Below are 13,968 nucleotides of genomic sequence, written 5' to 3' on the forward strand. Positions count from 1 at the left end.
GGGACATTTTTTGGTGATTGTGTAAAATAATTGCCGGCATTTCAAATCTGGTGAAGTTTAATTTATTGTTAAGAGGTCAGAAAAAAATTAAAAACGTTTTTTTTTAATTAGCAATAATATAAATTTGCCAATCTTTGAATGCAGGAAATGCATCGTGAAGACTATTATCAAAAATCAGAAAAACTAAATTTTTAAAAAAAATGGCAAACGCATCTATTCAGAAAGTTGAAAACAAAGGTGAATCAAAAGGGTCTAACATATTCGCGGCCTTAACGATTGTGCTATGTATCGTTGTAGGTATATTGGTATGGAAATTTATAATGGGCCACCCGTCAAATTTTGAAGACGGAAATCCTGAAGGCCACCCGCTGCCGGGCAACTACCTTGCAATGGTTTATAAAGGCGGTTATGTGGTGCCAATTCTTATGGGGCTTTTGCTTATGGCTATCGTATTCTCTTTTGAGCGTTTCTTTGTTATCAGCAAAGCTTCAGGTAAAGGTAATGTTGATTCTTTTGTGCGTAAAGTGCAGTCTCAAATTGCTGCAGGTAACATTAACGAAGCAATGGCTGAGTGTGACAAGCAGCAGGGTACTGTAGCTAACGTTGTAAAAGCAGGCCTTGTAAAATATGAAGAGGTAAAAAGGGAAGGTTTTGACAGTGAAAGGGCTGAGGCTGCTATCCAGCAGGAAATTGAGCAGGCTACATCACTTGAAATGCCAATGCTTGAGAAAAACCTTGTTATCATTTCTACGCTTGTATCAATCGGTACGCTTGCAGGTCTTCTTGGTACGGTAACAGGTATGATCAAAGCATTCTCGGCTCTTGGTGCAGGTTCTACGCCAGATTCTTCGCAGCTTGCAAATGGTATCTCTGAAGCGCTTATCAACACTGCTACAGGTATATCAACATCAACAATCGCGATTATATTCTATAACCTGTTTACTTCAAAAATCGACAAGCTTACTTACTCTATAGACGAAGCCGGTTTCACAATCGTGCAGACATACCGTCGTTTCCGTGCTCGTGCTAACCAGGCATAATTAAAGTAAGTATAAACATATTGGCAATGCGGGAGTACAGTCTGTGGCTGTACTCCGTTGGTTGCCGTAGCTAATAATAATAACGAATGGCTAAAGTAAAAGTTTCAAAGAAAAGTACGAGGATAGACATGACCGCTATGTGTGATGTGGCATTCCTTTTGCTGTCTTTCTTTATCATGACCGCTACCGCAAAGCAGCCTGAGCCTAAGCCGGTTGACACGCCGGCCTCTACCGTGCTTGATAAGCTGCCTGAAGAAGGTGTGGCTACTATTACTGTAGGTGATAAGCAAGTGTTTTTTACGATTCCCGGCCCGGAGCTGAGAAGAAAGACTCTTGAAAATATCTCTGCAAAATATAATATTCCGTTTACGGAAGAAGAATATAAGAAGTTTGAAGGACTTGAAGGTTTCGGTGTTCCTGTAAACCAGCTGAAAGGGCTTCTTAAGCTTGAGCCTTCTGAAAGGATTAAGGAAGGCCTGCAAAAAGGTATTCCGTATGATTCTATCAATGACCAGCTTACTGCCTGGATTGATGAAACCCGTAAAGCTAACAGGACGATACTGAATGACAGGCTTACTGCAGGTGAAATACAGCAGGAAGATTATAAAGACCTTGACATTGCCATTAAAGGCGACGCTGAAGAAGAGTATCCTACGGTAAAAAGGGTGATTGATATTCTTCAAAAGCAGAAGAAGAACAGGTTTTTCCTTGTGACCGGGTTAAGGGACGAAAATTTTTAATTTTATAATAAAGATATAAAATGGCAGAATTAAATACCGGCGACGGTGGCGGCAAAAAAGGCGGCAAGGTAAGAAGTAAAAAAAGCAATCCCGGCGTAGACTTAACTGCGATGGTTGACCTGGCGTTTCTTCTTATTACGTTCTTCATGCTTACCACCACATTGTCTAAGCCGCAGTCTATGCCGCTTGCAATGCCGGATAAAACGGAAGATAAAACTGATATTCAGAAAGTTCCTGAAAAAAGGATGATGACTATACTCATCGGGAAAGACAATAAGATCATGTGGTATATGGGACAGTTTGATGCTCCTGTAATGCCCCCGACTGAAGCCGCTTTCGGTAAGGCCGGAATAAGGAAAGATTTGCTGAAGAATGTTCAGTATGGCAAGCAGGTAGCGGCTTCTGAAGGAAAGCCTGATCAGGGCCTTATTGTAAACATAAAGGCGAGTGACAAAGCCAGCTACAAGAACCTGATTGATATTCTTGATGAAATGGCAATTACCCATCCGCAGGTTTACGCTATCGGAGACATGACACCCGGAGAACTTGACTTGTTAACAAAGTCAGGCCTTTACTAAAGGCCTGCTTAAAATATAGAATTATGTCTAAACTGAATATATTCAACCGCTCATGGACTGATATGGTCTTTGAGGGGCGTAACAAAAAATACGGCGCTTACCAGCTTCGTACAGAAAATCCGCGTACTACTACTATCGCCTTTTTCATTGGTACGGCACTTTTTGTTTTTGCTGTTGCCCTGCCAAAGATTACAAGTTATCTTGGTACAGCTTCAACAGAAGAAGAAAGTGATGTTGACAAGATAATAGAGGTAGTTGATATTATGGAGCCACCAGTTGAGGCCCTGCCGCCACCGCCACCACCGGTAGAGCAGAAGCAGGCGCCCAAATCACTTGTGGAAGAAGTGAAATTCAAACCGCTTGAGGCTGCCAAAAAGAGGAAGTGCCTGATGACCCACCGAAAATTGAACAATTCAAGAATGCTGACCCAAGTTCGCGAAACGCAGAGGCCAGCCCTACAGGAGATATCAATATAGGTACTTCAGCAGGTGACCTTGATAAGGGTGTTGAAGCTACAGGCGATGACAACACGATTTATTCAACGGTAGGCCTGGCTGTATTGCCGGAATATCCGGGTGGTATGGCAGCGTTCTATAAGTATGTACAGAGCAACTTCAGGTATCCTGAAGTAGACCGTGACCTTAAGATGAATGTTTATGTTACTTTCGTTGTTGAAAAGGACGGAACCATCACTGATGTAAATGTACCCCGTGATCCCGGCTACGGCCTTAAGAAAGAAGCTGAGCGTCTTATCAAAGCCAATAAGGTAAAATGGTCTCCTGGTATCCAGAATGGAAAGCCTGTGCGTGTACGCTACCAGCTGCCAATTAAGGTTGATATTAAAGCTTAAATTATATAGATGGCTCAACGTAACAGTTATCGAAACAATACACAGAAATCGCCCATACAGCGATTTCTGTTTGTTTTAGGTATGGTGTTCTTTTTACTGTATCTTGCCCTTGGCATTATGATAATATTCTGGGATAAACTTCCTCTGAACATCAGCCGAAACGGGCGTATTGCGTTCGGGATATTGCTTATCGCCTACTCATTTTTCAGGTTTGTGAGGCTAATACAAAAGTCAAGAGAGGAATGAAGAAAATAGTTTTTTATTTTTTTTGCTTAGTCTTGTTTACATCTTGTGGTGAGAAAACTTCCGGTAAGGCGGAGGAGAACCTCACATCAGGCACTGCAACTATGTATGTTGACAATTCTGTATTACCGGTGGTTGAAGATGTGGCAGCGGTATTCCAGAGCCGATATCCGCAAGTTAACCTTAAAACTATAGGCTTTCCTGAAACTGATATCATTCGTTTTATGCTGGCTGATTCTGCACGTATTGTTGTTCTTACCAGAAAACTTACTGCCGATGAGGAGAGTAATTTCCGAAAAAGAAAAATTACAGCTAAAATAAATGAATTTGCCTCTGACGCTGTGGCGCTGGTAGCCCAAAAAAACGGCGATACTGTTATAGATTTGCAGGAAATACTCAAGGTATTTCAGGGTAAGCCATCAAAAGTTAGCAGGATTGTTTTTGACAGTCCTGATTCTGGCACTGTAAAATTCCTGATGGAAAAAGCAGGTGTAAAAACGCTGCCAAAGCAAAATATTTATGCCCTGAAAAATAATGCTCAAGTGCTGGAGTATGTAAAAAATAATAAGGGCGCCATTGGCGCTATCGGCCTTAACCTGTTGCTGCAACCCACAAAAGATGTAGAAAATCTTGTAAGAGAAATTGAAGTTTTGTCAGTGTCAGATGTTAAAAACAAGAAGATAGACAATAAGGCCTATAAACCAAACCAAAGCACTATTGCTGCGGGTTCATATCCATTAATCCGAAAGCTTTATGTGTTAAATTACCAGGGCATACAAGGTTTGGGCATGGGTTTTGCAAATTATGTAACATCGCCCGATGGCCAGCGCATTATATTGAAGTCGGGTTTACTGCCGGTTACCATGCCTACGCGCGAGATTGAGGTGACCAATAATTTATAAAGACTATTAATTGAATAAAGACCATAAACAATGAAAAATCTGAGATTTCTTGGTTTATCGCTTTTAGTTGCAGGTGCTGTATCTGCGCAAAATGTTGAGGAAGCCAAAAAAGCCATTGATGCTGAACAATATCACAAAGCCAAGACTATACTTAAAGGCCTCATATCTTCACAGGCAGATGAAGGGCGCAACTATTTCCTTCTTGGTGATATCTACCTTAAACAGAAAGAGTCTGATTCTGCCGCCATGTATTTTAACAGGGGTAAGGCAGTTAAAAACAACCCTGAATTTAATCAGATAGGCCTTGGGCATATAGATCTGAACAGTGGCAATGCCGCTGCAGCCCAGGCTAAATTTGACGCGGCAAAAAATGCTGCAAAGAAAAAGGAAACTGAGCAGCTTGTTTACATAGGCCGTGCATACATTGACGCAGAAAAGCCTGATTATAAGAAGGCAATAGCTGTACTTAATGAAGCAATAGCAAGAGATCCTAAAGCAGCATTGGCACATTTAGCACTTGGTGATGCACATTACCGTGACCTTAACCAGAATGAGGCTTACCGAGCTTACAGGAACGCTTACACGCTTGACAACTCTTTACTAAGGGCAAATCTTCAGCTTGGTGTAATAACAAAAAATACCAGGGCGGCCTTTCCTGAAGCTATCAAGGCTTTTAACAGTGTTATAGCGGTTAATCCTAACTATGGCCCTGTATATCGTGAACTTGCCGAAACATATTACTTGTGGGGTAAAACAGAACCTGCCAAATATTCAGAATATACTAAAAAGGCCATTGAATATTATGAAAAGTATATGAGCCTGACAGATTATTCGCTACAGTCAAGGATGAGGCGTGCAGACTTCTTGTTACTTGCAGGTGATTATAAAGCTCTTGAGGCAGAGGCACAGAAAATGCAGCAAATGGATAAGGTAAACCCTGTAATACTGCGTTATCTTGCGTATTCTTCCTATGAAAACGGAAATTATGAAGCCAGCCTTAAAGCTATGAAAGAGTTTATGAGTAAGGTTGACGAGAAGCGTGTAATAGCACGAGACCATTTGTACCTTGGCCTTGCCAAACTGGCATCTTCAATGAATAAAGATGAAAAAGGAAACACAGTTGTAAAAGACCAGGTAGTTTTTAATGAGGCTATAAATGATATAAAGAAGGCTGCTGAAAAAGACATTAACATAACCAATGAATTTAATGATATTGGTAAAAAGCTTTTCGGAGCAAAACTGTACGGCCCAGCAAGCGTAGTATTTGAAGTAGCTACAACAAACCCTGATAACAGGAATCTTACTGTTGACAATTTTTACCTGGCTTATTCTGTGTTTTATGACCACGTAAATAAAAGTGACGAAGCCAGAAAACAGAACATAGGGCCAGTTGCAAAAAGCAGATGCAGCTCTGGCAAAGGTAATTGAGGCTAACAATGGCGCTCAGGATGCATATTTGTATAAAGCTAAGATAAACCAGTATATCGGTTCAGATGTTTCTTATGCTGAAATGGCTAAGAACTATGATGAGTATATTCGCATAGTGACGGCAGCCGGCGCTGCTGAAACCAGCAAGCCTGCTGTGAAGAAAAATCTAATAGAAGCATATTCTAATGCCGGTGCATACTACGCGGTGACCAACAAGCCAAAAGCTAAAGAATATTTTAACAAGGCTCTTGAGCTTGACCCGAATGACACATACGCAAAAGCGGAGCTAAAAAAACTCCAGTAATCATAAACTAAACCGGCAGCATCTACTGCCGGTTTTTTATTGGTTTGCACTCAGGCTTTAAAATGCTTATCTTTGCGCCCTATTTTTTGAACAAATGCTGAGGAAAGAAATACAGACGGAAGTTGAAACAGGCATGATGCTGCCACTTATGGAAGAGTTCTACACTATACAGGGGGAGGGCTTTTACACGGGTACTGCTGCTTACTTCATCCGTGTGGGAGGGTGTGATGTAGGTTGCCATTGGTGTGATGTGAAAGAAAGCTGGAATGCTGAACTTCATCCGCCTACTCATATTGATGCAATTGTTGAGAACGCCAAAAAATGGGCTCAAACAGTAGTGATAACCGGAGGTGAACCGCTAACCTGGAACATGCTGCCAATAACTACCAAGTTAAAAGAGCAGGGTCTTAGGGTGCATATTGAAACATCAGGGGCATACCATCTTTCGGGTATATGGGACTGGATATGCCTGTCGCCAAAAAAAACAAAGCTGCCGGTACAGGATGTTTATGATAATGCACATGAATTAAAAATGATTATCCATAATAAGCACGACTTCATTTTTGCAGAGGAACAGGCGGAGAAAGTAAACCCTAATGCTATTCTTTTTTACAGCCGGAGTGGAGTAAAAAAGAGGAGATGACTCCGTTAATTGTTGACTATGTGATGAACAACCCAAAATGGCGGGTGTCATTGCAAACGCATAAATATCTTAATATCCCGTAAACAATAAATTAATCCGCTGCTGAGTGCGGATTTTTATTTCAGTAATGCAAGATTATACGGTCAACCTTGCTAAATAATCATAGTGCTCACCTTCAACCACAAGCTCACAATTAAAGCCGTTGGCATGCGCAGCGTTTTGTAAGGTGTTGTAATCGATGTATAGCCAGTCAAATGGCTGTTCAGTTTCGCCTTTGTATTTCACGGTAAACGTTACTTCGCCATAATAATCAATATCACTCGGTATCCATTTACCGCCGTCATCATCTTCATCAAACATATAAATGATATCGCTTGAGTCGATTAAAATTTGTCCGCCTGGATTGAGCAGCGACTTTAGTTTTTGCAGGGACTTCGATATTCGCTTCAGCTTTCCGAAAATGCCCGTACCATTCATCAAAAGGAGTATTGTATCAAATTTTTCACCGTTTATTTCCATCACATCCTTGATAATGCTGTTTCTTATCCCGCGCAACTTACACGCTTCAATGGCATTGGCCGAAATATCCACGGCAGTAACATCTAATTTACATTCGTTCTGCAGGTAGAGGCTATGGCTGCCGGCGCCACACCCCACATCAAGCACACGGCCTTTTGCAAGCTTCAGCGCTCTTTGTTCAAGCTTTGGCATTTCAGCGTAGCTGCGGAATAGGTAGGCTACGCTCATTTCGTCTTCTTCAGAAATTGAAGTTTCGGTTGTCAGGTTTTCAGGTGCGTTGCCGGTTTGGTAATCAAGTATAGCTTTTCCGAAAAGGTCTTTCATTTTTATTATTTTTGCATGCTGAATGATAATGCATTGCGAGGGATGGACGATTTTTTAAAACAGCTTGGCGGTCTTGCCAAAGATAAGCATAACGAAAACAAAAAGTTTTTTGAGAGGCTGAAAAAGAAAACGCCCAAGAACCTTGATTATGTAATGCAGGACATTCATGATCGCGAGTTTAAGCGCACCGACTGCCTTACTTGTGCCAACTGCTGCAAGACCACCGGGCCGTTGTTTACACTAGCCGATATTGAGCGCATAGCTAAGCACCTGCGTATGAAGCCACAGCAGTTTATAGAGTCCTACTTGCGCATAGATGAAGATAATGATTATGTGCTGCAGAGCGTGCCCTGTACATTCTTAGACGGTGACAACATGTGTTTTATTTATGATGTAAGGCCCAAAGCCTGCCGCGAATTCCCGCATACTGACAGGAAGAAGTTCCAGCAGATTGCAAGCCTTACTATGAAAAACGTTGCCATTTGTCCTGCCGCTTATAATATTGTTGAAGAAATGAAAAAGAGGATTGTATGACAAAAAAATACAGAAGCGCCACCGATATCTGGATGTTGTTATTGATTTTTATTCCATTTGGTTATCCAATCTATGAAGGCATAATCACAAAAGATTTGGTTCTTATATTAACTTTTGTCGGAATCATACTTTTGATATTTTCATTTTTACTGATGATAAGCTATACGATTATAGATGACAGCCTGATTATTAGTTCAGGGCTTTTCGGTAAGCAAAAGATTGCAATATCAGATATTACTTCGATACGTAAAACAAATAATCCGTTAAGTGCACCGGCCATGTCAATAAACCGGCTTGAAATAAAGTACGGACACAAGTTTGACTACGCATTAATTTCACCTGTGCGTCGAGCCGAATTTGTTGAAGAGCTTTCAAAAATTAATCCTGGCATTAAAGTTGAAATTTAATAAGGGCATTAAAAAAAACACCCTCTTAATATGAGGGTGTTTTTTTAAAAGACGAATTGTACAATAACTTTCGGTTAAGCCGCCACTTCCTCCTCAGTATTCATTTTCAGCTCACCAACAAAGCCTTCAATGCTTTGCAGTTTGCCTTCCACATAATCAAGTAAACCCTCAATCTTATCACGCAGGTCTTCAAAGAAGGCAATGATATCTTCAACGTATCCTTTTACTTTGTGTATAAAGTCAAGCACGTATTGAATAAGGCCATCAAGTTTTTCCATTATATTATTCATGGTAGTATGTTTTAAGTGATTAATTCATTTCAATACTTAAAATTACTTAAGCACTTTCACACAAAGAAACACTTTGTGTAAAGTTTAAGATTTGCTATCCCGGGTAAATAATGTACTTCTTGCGCATCGCCTTAAACTTCACCAGCCCCGGCTCCCAGCTCCTGCGTATTTCATCCTCGCTCTTTCCGGCCTCAATCTGTTGCTGCAATGTTTTTGTGCCGGCAAGTTTTGTAAAGAAAGGAATAAAGAAATTCGACTTATCTTTCGTTTCAGCATAAGCCTTCATCAGCCATTTCAGTTCAAGGCGATTTACTTTGGGAGCTTTGCTCAGATCTTCTCCATAACATATAATTCCTTTTAATGGCGGTTCTTTTGCACCTTCATTCGGCATTGGTGTAAAGCTGAAACCCTTGTTTGGCAGGTCGGGCGATCCATATATCTGGAATTGCTTATTGGTACCTCGTCCCAGGCTTACATTCGTCCCTTCAAAAAAGCAGAGGCTGGCGTATAGGTTTATGGCTTGGTCATTCGGAAGGTTGGGCGATGGCTTTACGGGCAGGCTATAAGGCATATCTCTTTCGTAATTCAGGCATGGAATCACTGTCAGGTCACATTGCACGCCATTCTTCAGCCACTTTTCGCCATTGATCATTTTACCATATTCGCCAATTGTCATGCCGTGCAAAACCGGAATTTCGTGCATACCTATAAAACTGGTGTGTTCTTTTTTCCAATGTTGGCCCGTCAACAATATTGCCATTTGGGTTAGGCCTGTCAAGAATTATAAGCGGAATGTTATTTTCGGCACACGCTTCCATAATGTAATGGAGGGATGAAATATAAGTATAAAAGCGCGCGCCTACATCTTGCAGGTCAAACACCAGCACATCGATCCCGGCCAGCTGCTCCGGCTTTGGCTTTTTGTTATTGCCGTAGAGAGATATTATGGGTAAACCGGTCTTAGTATCCTTGCCGTCTTTAATAAGTTCGCCTGCATCAGCCGTCCCGCGGAAGCCATGCTCGGGTGCGTAAATCTTTTTTACGTTGATTTTTGCTCCAATCAGGAAATCGACTAAGTGTAATGTTTTGCGCTTATACGCTTCTTGGTGTGTTCTGTCTTCGCTATCAGGCAGCATATATATCGAGTCATATATTATAATCCCCGTCTGATTAGTCACAATACCTATCTTTTTATCTCTTAATAAAGGAAGATATGCCTGATGATTATCAGCACCTGTTTTTATTTTGGCTTCTGCTTTTGGCTTGTGCCCCGTGGTTTGTGGCTCACTTTTGGCTTGTGCCTTTTGGCTTGTAGCTGCATTTCCACAGCTTACCATCGCCGCCAATAAAAATAAAACAGTATTTTTGAATAACGATTTACATATCATACCCATTGAATTTAGAATATTTCATCGCCCGAAGGCTCTCTGCTGCCAAAAGTAACAAAAACAGCATAAGCGCGCCAATAATAAAAATAGCGATTACTGCAATAGCCATCGGGGTGATGATGATGATAATTTCTGTAGCCACCGGCAAAGGCCTGCAGGACAAGATACGCGAGAAGATATCGGCATTAAACGGTCATATCATCATATCTAACTATGATAATAATGAAAGTGATGTAAGTGTAGAGCCTTTGGCAATACAGCAGCCTTTTTATCCAAAGTTTACATCTGTGGGAGATGTAGCACATATACAAGCCGTGGCCAGCAAGGGCGGTGTTATCCGAACAGCAGAATCCGTTGAAGGTATAATTTTCAAGGGTGTAGGTAAAGATTATCTGTGGGATAATTTAACAGAGTATATTACAGAAGGCCGCATCCCGAACCTTAAGGGTAATCTTAATGAAGAGGTTGTATTGTCACAATATCTTGCTGCGCGACTTAAGCTCAAGGTAGGAGATAAGTTCAATACCTTTTTTATGAAAGATGGCGGCAATGGATTGCCGAATTTAAGGAGGTTTGAGTTGGTGGGTATTTACAATTCAGGGTTTCAGGAATTTGATGCTACGTATATGCTTGGTGATATACGGCACGTGCAGCGTATGAACAAATGGCGTAATGGCGAGGTTGGGGCATTTGAGGTTTTTGCTAAAGATTTTACTAAGATTGCACAAACTGGCACAAAGGTTTATGACGAAGTGCCTTCAACATTAAATGTAACAACTATTGAAGAAAAATACGCCAATATATTTGATTGGGTTAAGCTCTTTGATTTTAATATATTGGTTATTATTATAATTATGGTGCTTGTGGCCACAATCAACATGGTCGTGGCGCTGCTGGTACTTATATTAGAGCGTACCCAGATGGTGGGCATGCTCAAAGCGCTGGGTGCAACAAATTGGAGTGTACGCAAAATATTTCTATATAATGCTGCCCATATCATAGGTCGCGGATTGTTATATGGAAATGTAATCAGCATTTGCCTGCTATTAATTCAGAAGTATTTTGCTGTAATAAAACTTCCGCCTGAAAGCTACTACGTAACAGAAGCTCCGGTTACATTAGATGTTGTTGCAATACTTCTCATTAATGTAGGTACGATTGTTACCTGCCTTATATTATTAATACTACCGTCTTATATCATTACACGTATTTCTCCGGCCAAAGCTTTAAAATTTGATTGAATTTATTTAGAACGAATTATTTCAATCTTTGACGCTACATGGTTTGTTGGTATTAGTAAACCTGCGTTCGCATCTTTGACAGGTATAATATCCTGCCAAATTTTTTAAATTTTTTTTTCATTTCAACCTTCAATGCCTCAATACGTTAAGCAAAAGTTAAGGAAGCAGGTAAAAAATAAACCTCTTTAAAGTTTGGAAAGCTGGAAAATCTCGCTACTTTTGCACCCGCATTGAACAAGTGCAGCGCTCATTGAAAAGACAGGATTAAGGTAAAAGCCACGAGCCACAAGCGAGAGGAAAAACCTTAAAATTTTTAAGAAAAAAGATTTGGATTGAAAGGGAAAGAGATATTATCTTTGCCGTCCGGTTTCGAAAGAAGCCAGCGCAAAATCAAAGCTATTTACTGAGAAATTAGGAATGAGAAAATAAATCAAAAAAAGTTTTCAAAATTCTTGCCTGGTAAAAAATAAGTTGTACTTTTGCACCCGCTTACAACGGCAACGTTGAGGCGAAAAAAAAAGAAAGACACGTTCATAGACATATTGGATTGACAGCATTAAAGAGAGAGTAAGCAAATCGGGTAGGTTTGAAGAAATTAAACAACCTGTAGAAGGACAAGCGTCGTAAAATATTTAAAATATACGATGAAGAGTTTGATCCTGGCTCAGGATGAACGCTAGCGGCAGGCCTAACACATGCAAGTCGAGGGGTAGAAGCTTTCGGGCTTTGAGACCGGCGCACGGGTGCGTAACGCGTATGCAATCTGCCTTACACTAAGGGATAGCCCAGAGAAATTTGGATTAATACCTTATAGTATATTTTTGTGGCATCACAAGATTATTAAAGATTTATCGGTGTAAGATGAGCATGCGTCCCATTAGCTAGTTGGTATGGTAACGGCATACCAAGGCAATGATGGGTAGGGGGTCCTGAGAGGGAGATCCCCCACACTGGTACTGAGACACGGACCCAGACTCCTACGGGAGGCAGCAGTGAGGAATATTGGACAATGGGCGCAAGCCTGATCCAGCCATGCCGCGTGCAGGATGAAGCATCTATGGTGTGTAAACTGCTTTTGTACGGGAAGAAACACCTCTTCGTGAAGAGGCTTGACGGTACCGTAAGAATAAGGATCGGCTAACTCCGTGCCAGCAGCCGCGGTAATACGGAGGATCCAAGCGTTATCCGGAATCATTGGGTTTAAAGGGGTCCGTAGGCGGCTTTATAAGTCAGTGGTGAAATCCGGCAGCTCAACTGTCGAACTGCCATTGATACTGTAGGGCTTGAATTATTGTGAAGTAACTAGAATATGTAGTGTAGCGGTGAAATGCTTAGATATTACATGGAATACCAATTGCGAAGGCAGGTTACTAACAATTGATTGACGCTGATGGACGAAAGCGTGGGGAGCGAACAGGATTAGATACCCTGGTAGTCCACGCCGTAAACGATGGATACTAGCTGTTTGGTCGTAAGACTGAGTGGCTAAGCGAAAGTGATAAGTATCCCACCTGGGGAGTACGAACGCAAGTTTGAAACTCAAAGGAATTGACGGGGGCCCGCACAAGCGGTGGAGCATGTGGTTTAATTCGATGATACGCGAGGAACCTTACCAGGGCTTAAATGTAGAGTGACAGGACTGGAAACAGTTTTTTCTTCGGACACTTTACAAGGTGCTGCATGGTTGTCGTCAGCTCGTGCCGTGAGGTGTCAGGTTAAGTCCTATAACGAGCGCAACCCCTGTTGTTAGTTGCCAGCGAGTCAAGTCGGGAACTCTAACAAGACTGCCGGTGCAAACCGTGAGGAAGGTGGGGATGACGTCAAATCATCACGGCCCTTACGTCCTGGGCTACACACGTGCTACAATGGCCGGTACAGAGAGCAGCCACTGCGCGAGCAGGAGCGAATCTATAAAGCCGGTCACAGTTCGGATCGGAGTCTGCAACTCGACTCCGTGAAGCTGGAATCGCTAGTAATCGGATATCAGCCATGATCCGGTGAATACGTTCCCGGGCCTTGTACACACCGCCCGTCAAGCCATGGAAGCTGGGGGTACCTGAAGTCGGTGACCGCAAGGAGCTGCCTAGGGTAAAACTGGTAACTGGGGCTAAGTCGTAACAAGGTAGCCGTACCGGAAGGTGCGGCTGGAACACCTCCTTTCTAGAGAAATGACGCCCTTATATAGGTTCTTCAGATTGAAAGATGGGTTTACTCTCGCTGTTAGTTCAAAAATATTAAAGAAAAAGAGAGCAGGAATTATTTTAAATTTTGAATTATGAATTTTAAATGAAGGGCAACCGACATTCAACATTTATAATTTAAAATTCAAAATAGAATAAAAATAGTCTCGTAGCTCAGCTGGTTAGAGTACTACACTGATAATGTAGGGGTCGGCAGTTCGAGTCTGCCCGGGACTACAACTTTTGAGTTAGAAAGTTGAAAGTTAGAAAGTTTTAAAGTTTCCGAGCGGAACATTCAAACATTACAACATTCAACATTATAACAAAATAAAAGCTTTTCTGATTCTTAAAGGAAAT

Annotated in this window: 14 protein-coding genes, 1 tRNA gene, 1 rRNA gene and 2 pseudogenes; 15 read left to right on the forward strand and 3 right to left on the reverse strand. The window is 41.5% G+C overall.

Annotated features, from left to right (window positions below; all coding sequences use genetic code 11):
• Nucleotides 1-200 precede the first annotated feature (200 nt).
• The 10 genes and pseudogenes from LRS05_RS04795 (at nt 201) to LRS05_RS04840 (ending at nt 6,811) form a co-directional block, all read left to right on the forward strand.
• The gene (locus LRS05_RS04795) at nt 201-1,040 is read left to right on the forward strand and encodes a MotA/TolQ/ExbB proton channel family protein (RefSeq protein ID WP_257867279.1); all 840 of its coding nucleotides are present in this window, start codon (nt 201-203) and stop codon (nt 1,038-1,040) included.
• Between the two features lie 86 nt (nt 1,041-1,126).
• Nucleotides 1,127-1,780, forward strand: coding sequence for a biopolymer transporter ExbD (locus tag LRS05_RS04800; protein ID WP_257867280.1), 654 nt, complete (start codon nt 1,127-1,129; stop codon nt 1,778-1,780).
• A gap of 20 nt (nt 1,781-1,800) precedes the next feature.
• On the forward strand, nt 1,801-2,358 hold the full coding sequence (locus LRS05_RS04805) for a biopolymer transporter ExbD (protein WP_257867281.1): 558 nt from the start codon (nt 1,801-1,803) through the stop codon (nt 2,356-2,358).
• A 23-nt stretch (nt 2,359-2,381) separates the two neighbouring features.
• Complete coding sequence (locus tag LRS05_RS04810) at nt 2,382-2,834, forward strand: hypothetical protein (protein WP_257867282.1); 453 nt, start codon at nt 2,382-2,384, stop codon at nt 2,832-2,834.
• Complete coding sequence (locus LRS05_RS04815; protein WP_257867283.1) at nt 2,741-3,208, forward strand: energy transducer TonB; 468 nt, start codon at nt 2,741-2,743, stop codon at nt 3,206-3,208. The genes LRS05_RS04810 and LRS05_RS04815 overlap by 94 nt, the downstream gene beginning before the upstream one ends.
• A 9-nt stretch (nt 3,209-3,217) precedes the next feature.
• Nucleotides 3,218-3,454 (forward strand): hypothetical protein, encoded by a 237-nt coding sequence (locus LRS05_RS04820; RefSeq protein WP_257867284.1) that lies wholly within the window; start codon nt 3,218-3,220, stop codon nt 3,452-3,454.
• Nucleotides 3,451-4,353 (forward strand): PstS family phosphate ABC transporter substrate-binding protein, encoded by a 903-nt coding sequence (locus tag LRS05_RS04825; RefSeq protein WP_257867285.1) that lies wholly within the window; start codon nt 3,451-3,453, stop codon nt 4,351-4,353. Before LRS05_RS04820 ends, LRS05_RS04825 begins: the two co-directional genes overlap by 4 nt.
• A gap of 30 nt (nt 4,354-4,383) precedes the next feature.
• Nucleotides 4,384-5,781 (forward strand): tetratricopeptide repeat protein, encoded by a 1,398-nt coding sequence (locus LRS05_RS04830; protein WP_257867286.1) that lies wholly within the window; start codon nt 4,384-4,386, stop codon nt 5,779-5,781.
• Nucleotides 5,744-6,085, forward strand: a complete 342-nt coding sequence (locus LRS05_RS04835) for a hypothetical protein (protein ID WP_257867287.1) — start codon at nt 5,744-5,746, stop codon at nt 6,083-6,085. The genes LRS05_RS04830 and LRS05_RS04835 overlap by 38 nt, the downstream gene beginning before the upstream one ends.
• Nucleotides 6,086-6,179: 94 nt before the next feature.
• A pseudogene (locus LRS05_RS04840) lies at nt 6,180-6,811 on the forward strand (7-carboxy-7-deazaguanine synthase QueE).
• Between the two features lie 52 nt (nt 6,812-6,863).
• Here LRS05_RS04840 and LRS05_RS04845 read toward each other — a convergent pair.
• Entirely contained in the window at nt 6,864-7,571 is a 708-nt protein-coding gene (locus LRS05_RS04845) for a bifunctional 2-polyprenyl-6-hydroxyphenol methylase/3-demethylubiquinol 3-O-methyltransferase UbiG (protein ID WP_257867288.1), read from the reverse strand.
• 42 nt (nt 7,572-7,613) lie between these two features.
• On the opposite strand from LRS05_RS04845, the gene LRS05_RS04850 reads away from it, so the two are divergent.
• Together LRS05_RS04850 and LRS05_RS04855 are read left to right on the forward strand one after the other, a co-directional pair.
• Nucleotides 7,614-8,105, forward strand: a complete 492-nt coding sequence (locus LRS05_RS04850) for a YkgJ family cysteine cluster protein (protein ID WP_257869233.1) — start codon at nt 7,614-7,616, stop codon at nt 8,103-8,105.
• Complete coding sequence (locus LRS05_RS04855) at nt 8,102-8,512, forward strand: PH domain-containing protein (RefSeq protein ID WP_257867289.1); 411 nt, start codon at nt 8,102-8,104, stop codon at nt 8,510-8,512. The genes LRS05_RS04850 and LRS05_RS04855 overlap by 4 nt, the downstream gene beginning before the upstream one ends.
• 74 nt (nt 8,513-8,586) lie before the next feature.
• On the opposite strand, the gene LRS05_RS04860 is transcribed toward LRS05_RS04855, so the two are convergent.
• Together LRS05_RS04860 and LRS05_RS04865 are read right to left on the reverse strand one after the other, a co-directional pair.
• Nucleotides 8,587-8,802, reverse strand: coding sequence for a hypothetical protein (locus LRS05_RS04860; protein WP_257867290.1), 216 nt, complete (start codon nt 8,800-8,802; stop codon nt 8,587-8,589).
• A gap of 94 nt (nt 8,803-8,896) precedes the next feature.
• Nucleotides 8,897-10,190 (reverse strand): annotated as a pseudogene (locus tag LRS05_RS04865) (exo-beta-N-acetylmuramidase NamZ domain-containing protein).
• A 5-nt stretch (nt 10,191-10,195) separates the two neighbouring features.
• On the opposite strand from LRS05_RS04865, the gene LRS05_RS04870 reads away from it, so the two are divergent.
• The 3 genes from LRS05_RS04870 to LRS05_RS04880 all read left to right on the forward strand — a co-directional run bounded on the left by LRS05_RS04870 (nt 10,196) and on the right by LRS05_RS04880 (nt 13,848).
• Complete coding sequence (locus tag LRS05_RS04870; RefSeq protein ID WP_257867291.1) at nt 10,196-11,431, forward strand: ABC transporter permease; 1,236 nt, start codon at nt 10,196-10,198, stop codon at nt 11,429-11,431.
• A 641-nt stretch (nt 11,432-12,072) separates the two neighbouring features.
• Nucleotides 12,073-13,591 (forward strand): 16S ribosomal RNA (locus LRS05_RS04875).
• 183 nt (nt 13,592-13,774) lie between these two features.
• Nucleotides 13,775-13,848: transfer RNA gene (locus LRS05_RS04880), tRNA-Ile, on the forward strand.
• The last annotated feature ends 120 nt before the right edge of the window (nt 13,849-13,968 follow it).

The sequence above is a fragment of the Flavobacterium sp. J372 genome (assembly GCF_024699965.1).
In the GTDB taxonomy this organism is placed as follows: Bacteria; Bacteroidota; Bacteroidia; order Flavobacteriales; family Flavobacteriaceae; genus Flavobacterium.

Coding starts and splice junctions, on each gene's coding strand:
- LRS05_RS04795 (WP_257867279.1), top strand. CDS start 201: ATGGCAAACGCATCTATTCAGAAAGTTGAAAACAAAGGTGAATCAAAA.
- LRS05_RS04800 (WP_257867280.1), top strand. CDS start 1,127: ATGGCTAAAGTAAAAGTTTCAAAGAAAAGTACGAGGATAGACATGACC.
- LRS05_RS04805 (WP_257867281.1), top strand. CDS start 1,801: ATGGCAGAATTAAATACCGGCGACGGTGGCGGCAAAAAAGGCGGCAAG.
- LRS05_RS04810 (WP_257867282.1), top strand. CDS start 2,382: ATGTCTAAACTGAATATATTCAACCGCTCATGGACTGATATGGTCTTT.
- LRS05_RS04820 (WP_257867284.1), top strand. CDS start 3,218: ATGGCTCAACGTAACAGTTATCGAAACAATACACAGAAATCGCCCATA.
- LRS05_RS04825 (WP_257867285.1), top strand. CDS start 3,451: ATGAAGAAAATAGTTTTTTATTTTTTTTGCTTAGTCTTGTTTACATCT.
- LRS05_RS04830 (WP_257867286.1), top strand. CDS start 4,384: ATGAAAAATCTGAGATTTCTTGGTTTATCGCTTTTAGTTGCAGGTGCT.
- LRS05_RS04845 (WP_257867288.1), bottom strand. CDS start 7,571: ATGAAAGACCTTTTCGGAAAAGCTATACTTGATTACCAAACCGGCAAC.
- LRS05_RS04850 (WP_257869233.1), top strand. CDS start 7,614: ATGGACGATTTTTTAAAACAGCTTGGCGGTCTTGCCAAAGATAAGCAT.
- LRS05_RS04855 (WP_257867289.1), top strand. CDS start 8,102: ATGACAAAAAAATACAGAAGCGCCACCGATATCTGGATGTTGTTATTG.
- LRS05_RS04860 (WP_257867290.1), bottom strand. CDS start 8,802: ATGAATAATATAATGGAAAAACTTGATGGCCTTATTCAATACGTGCTT.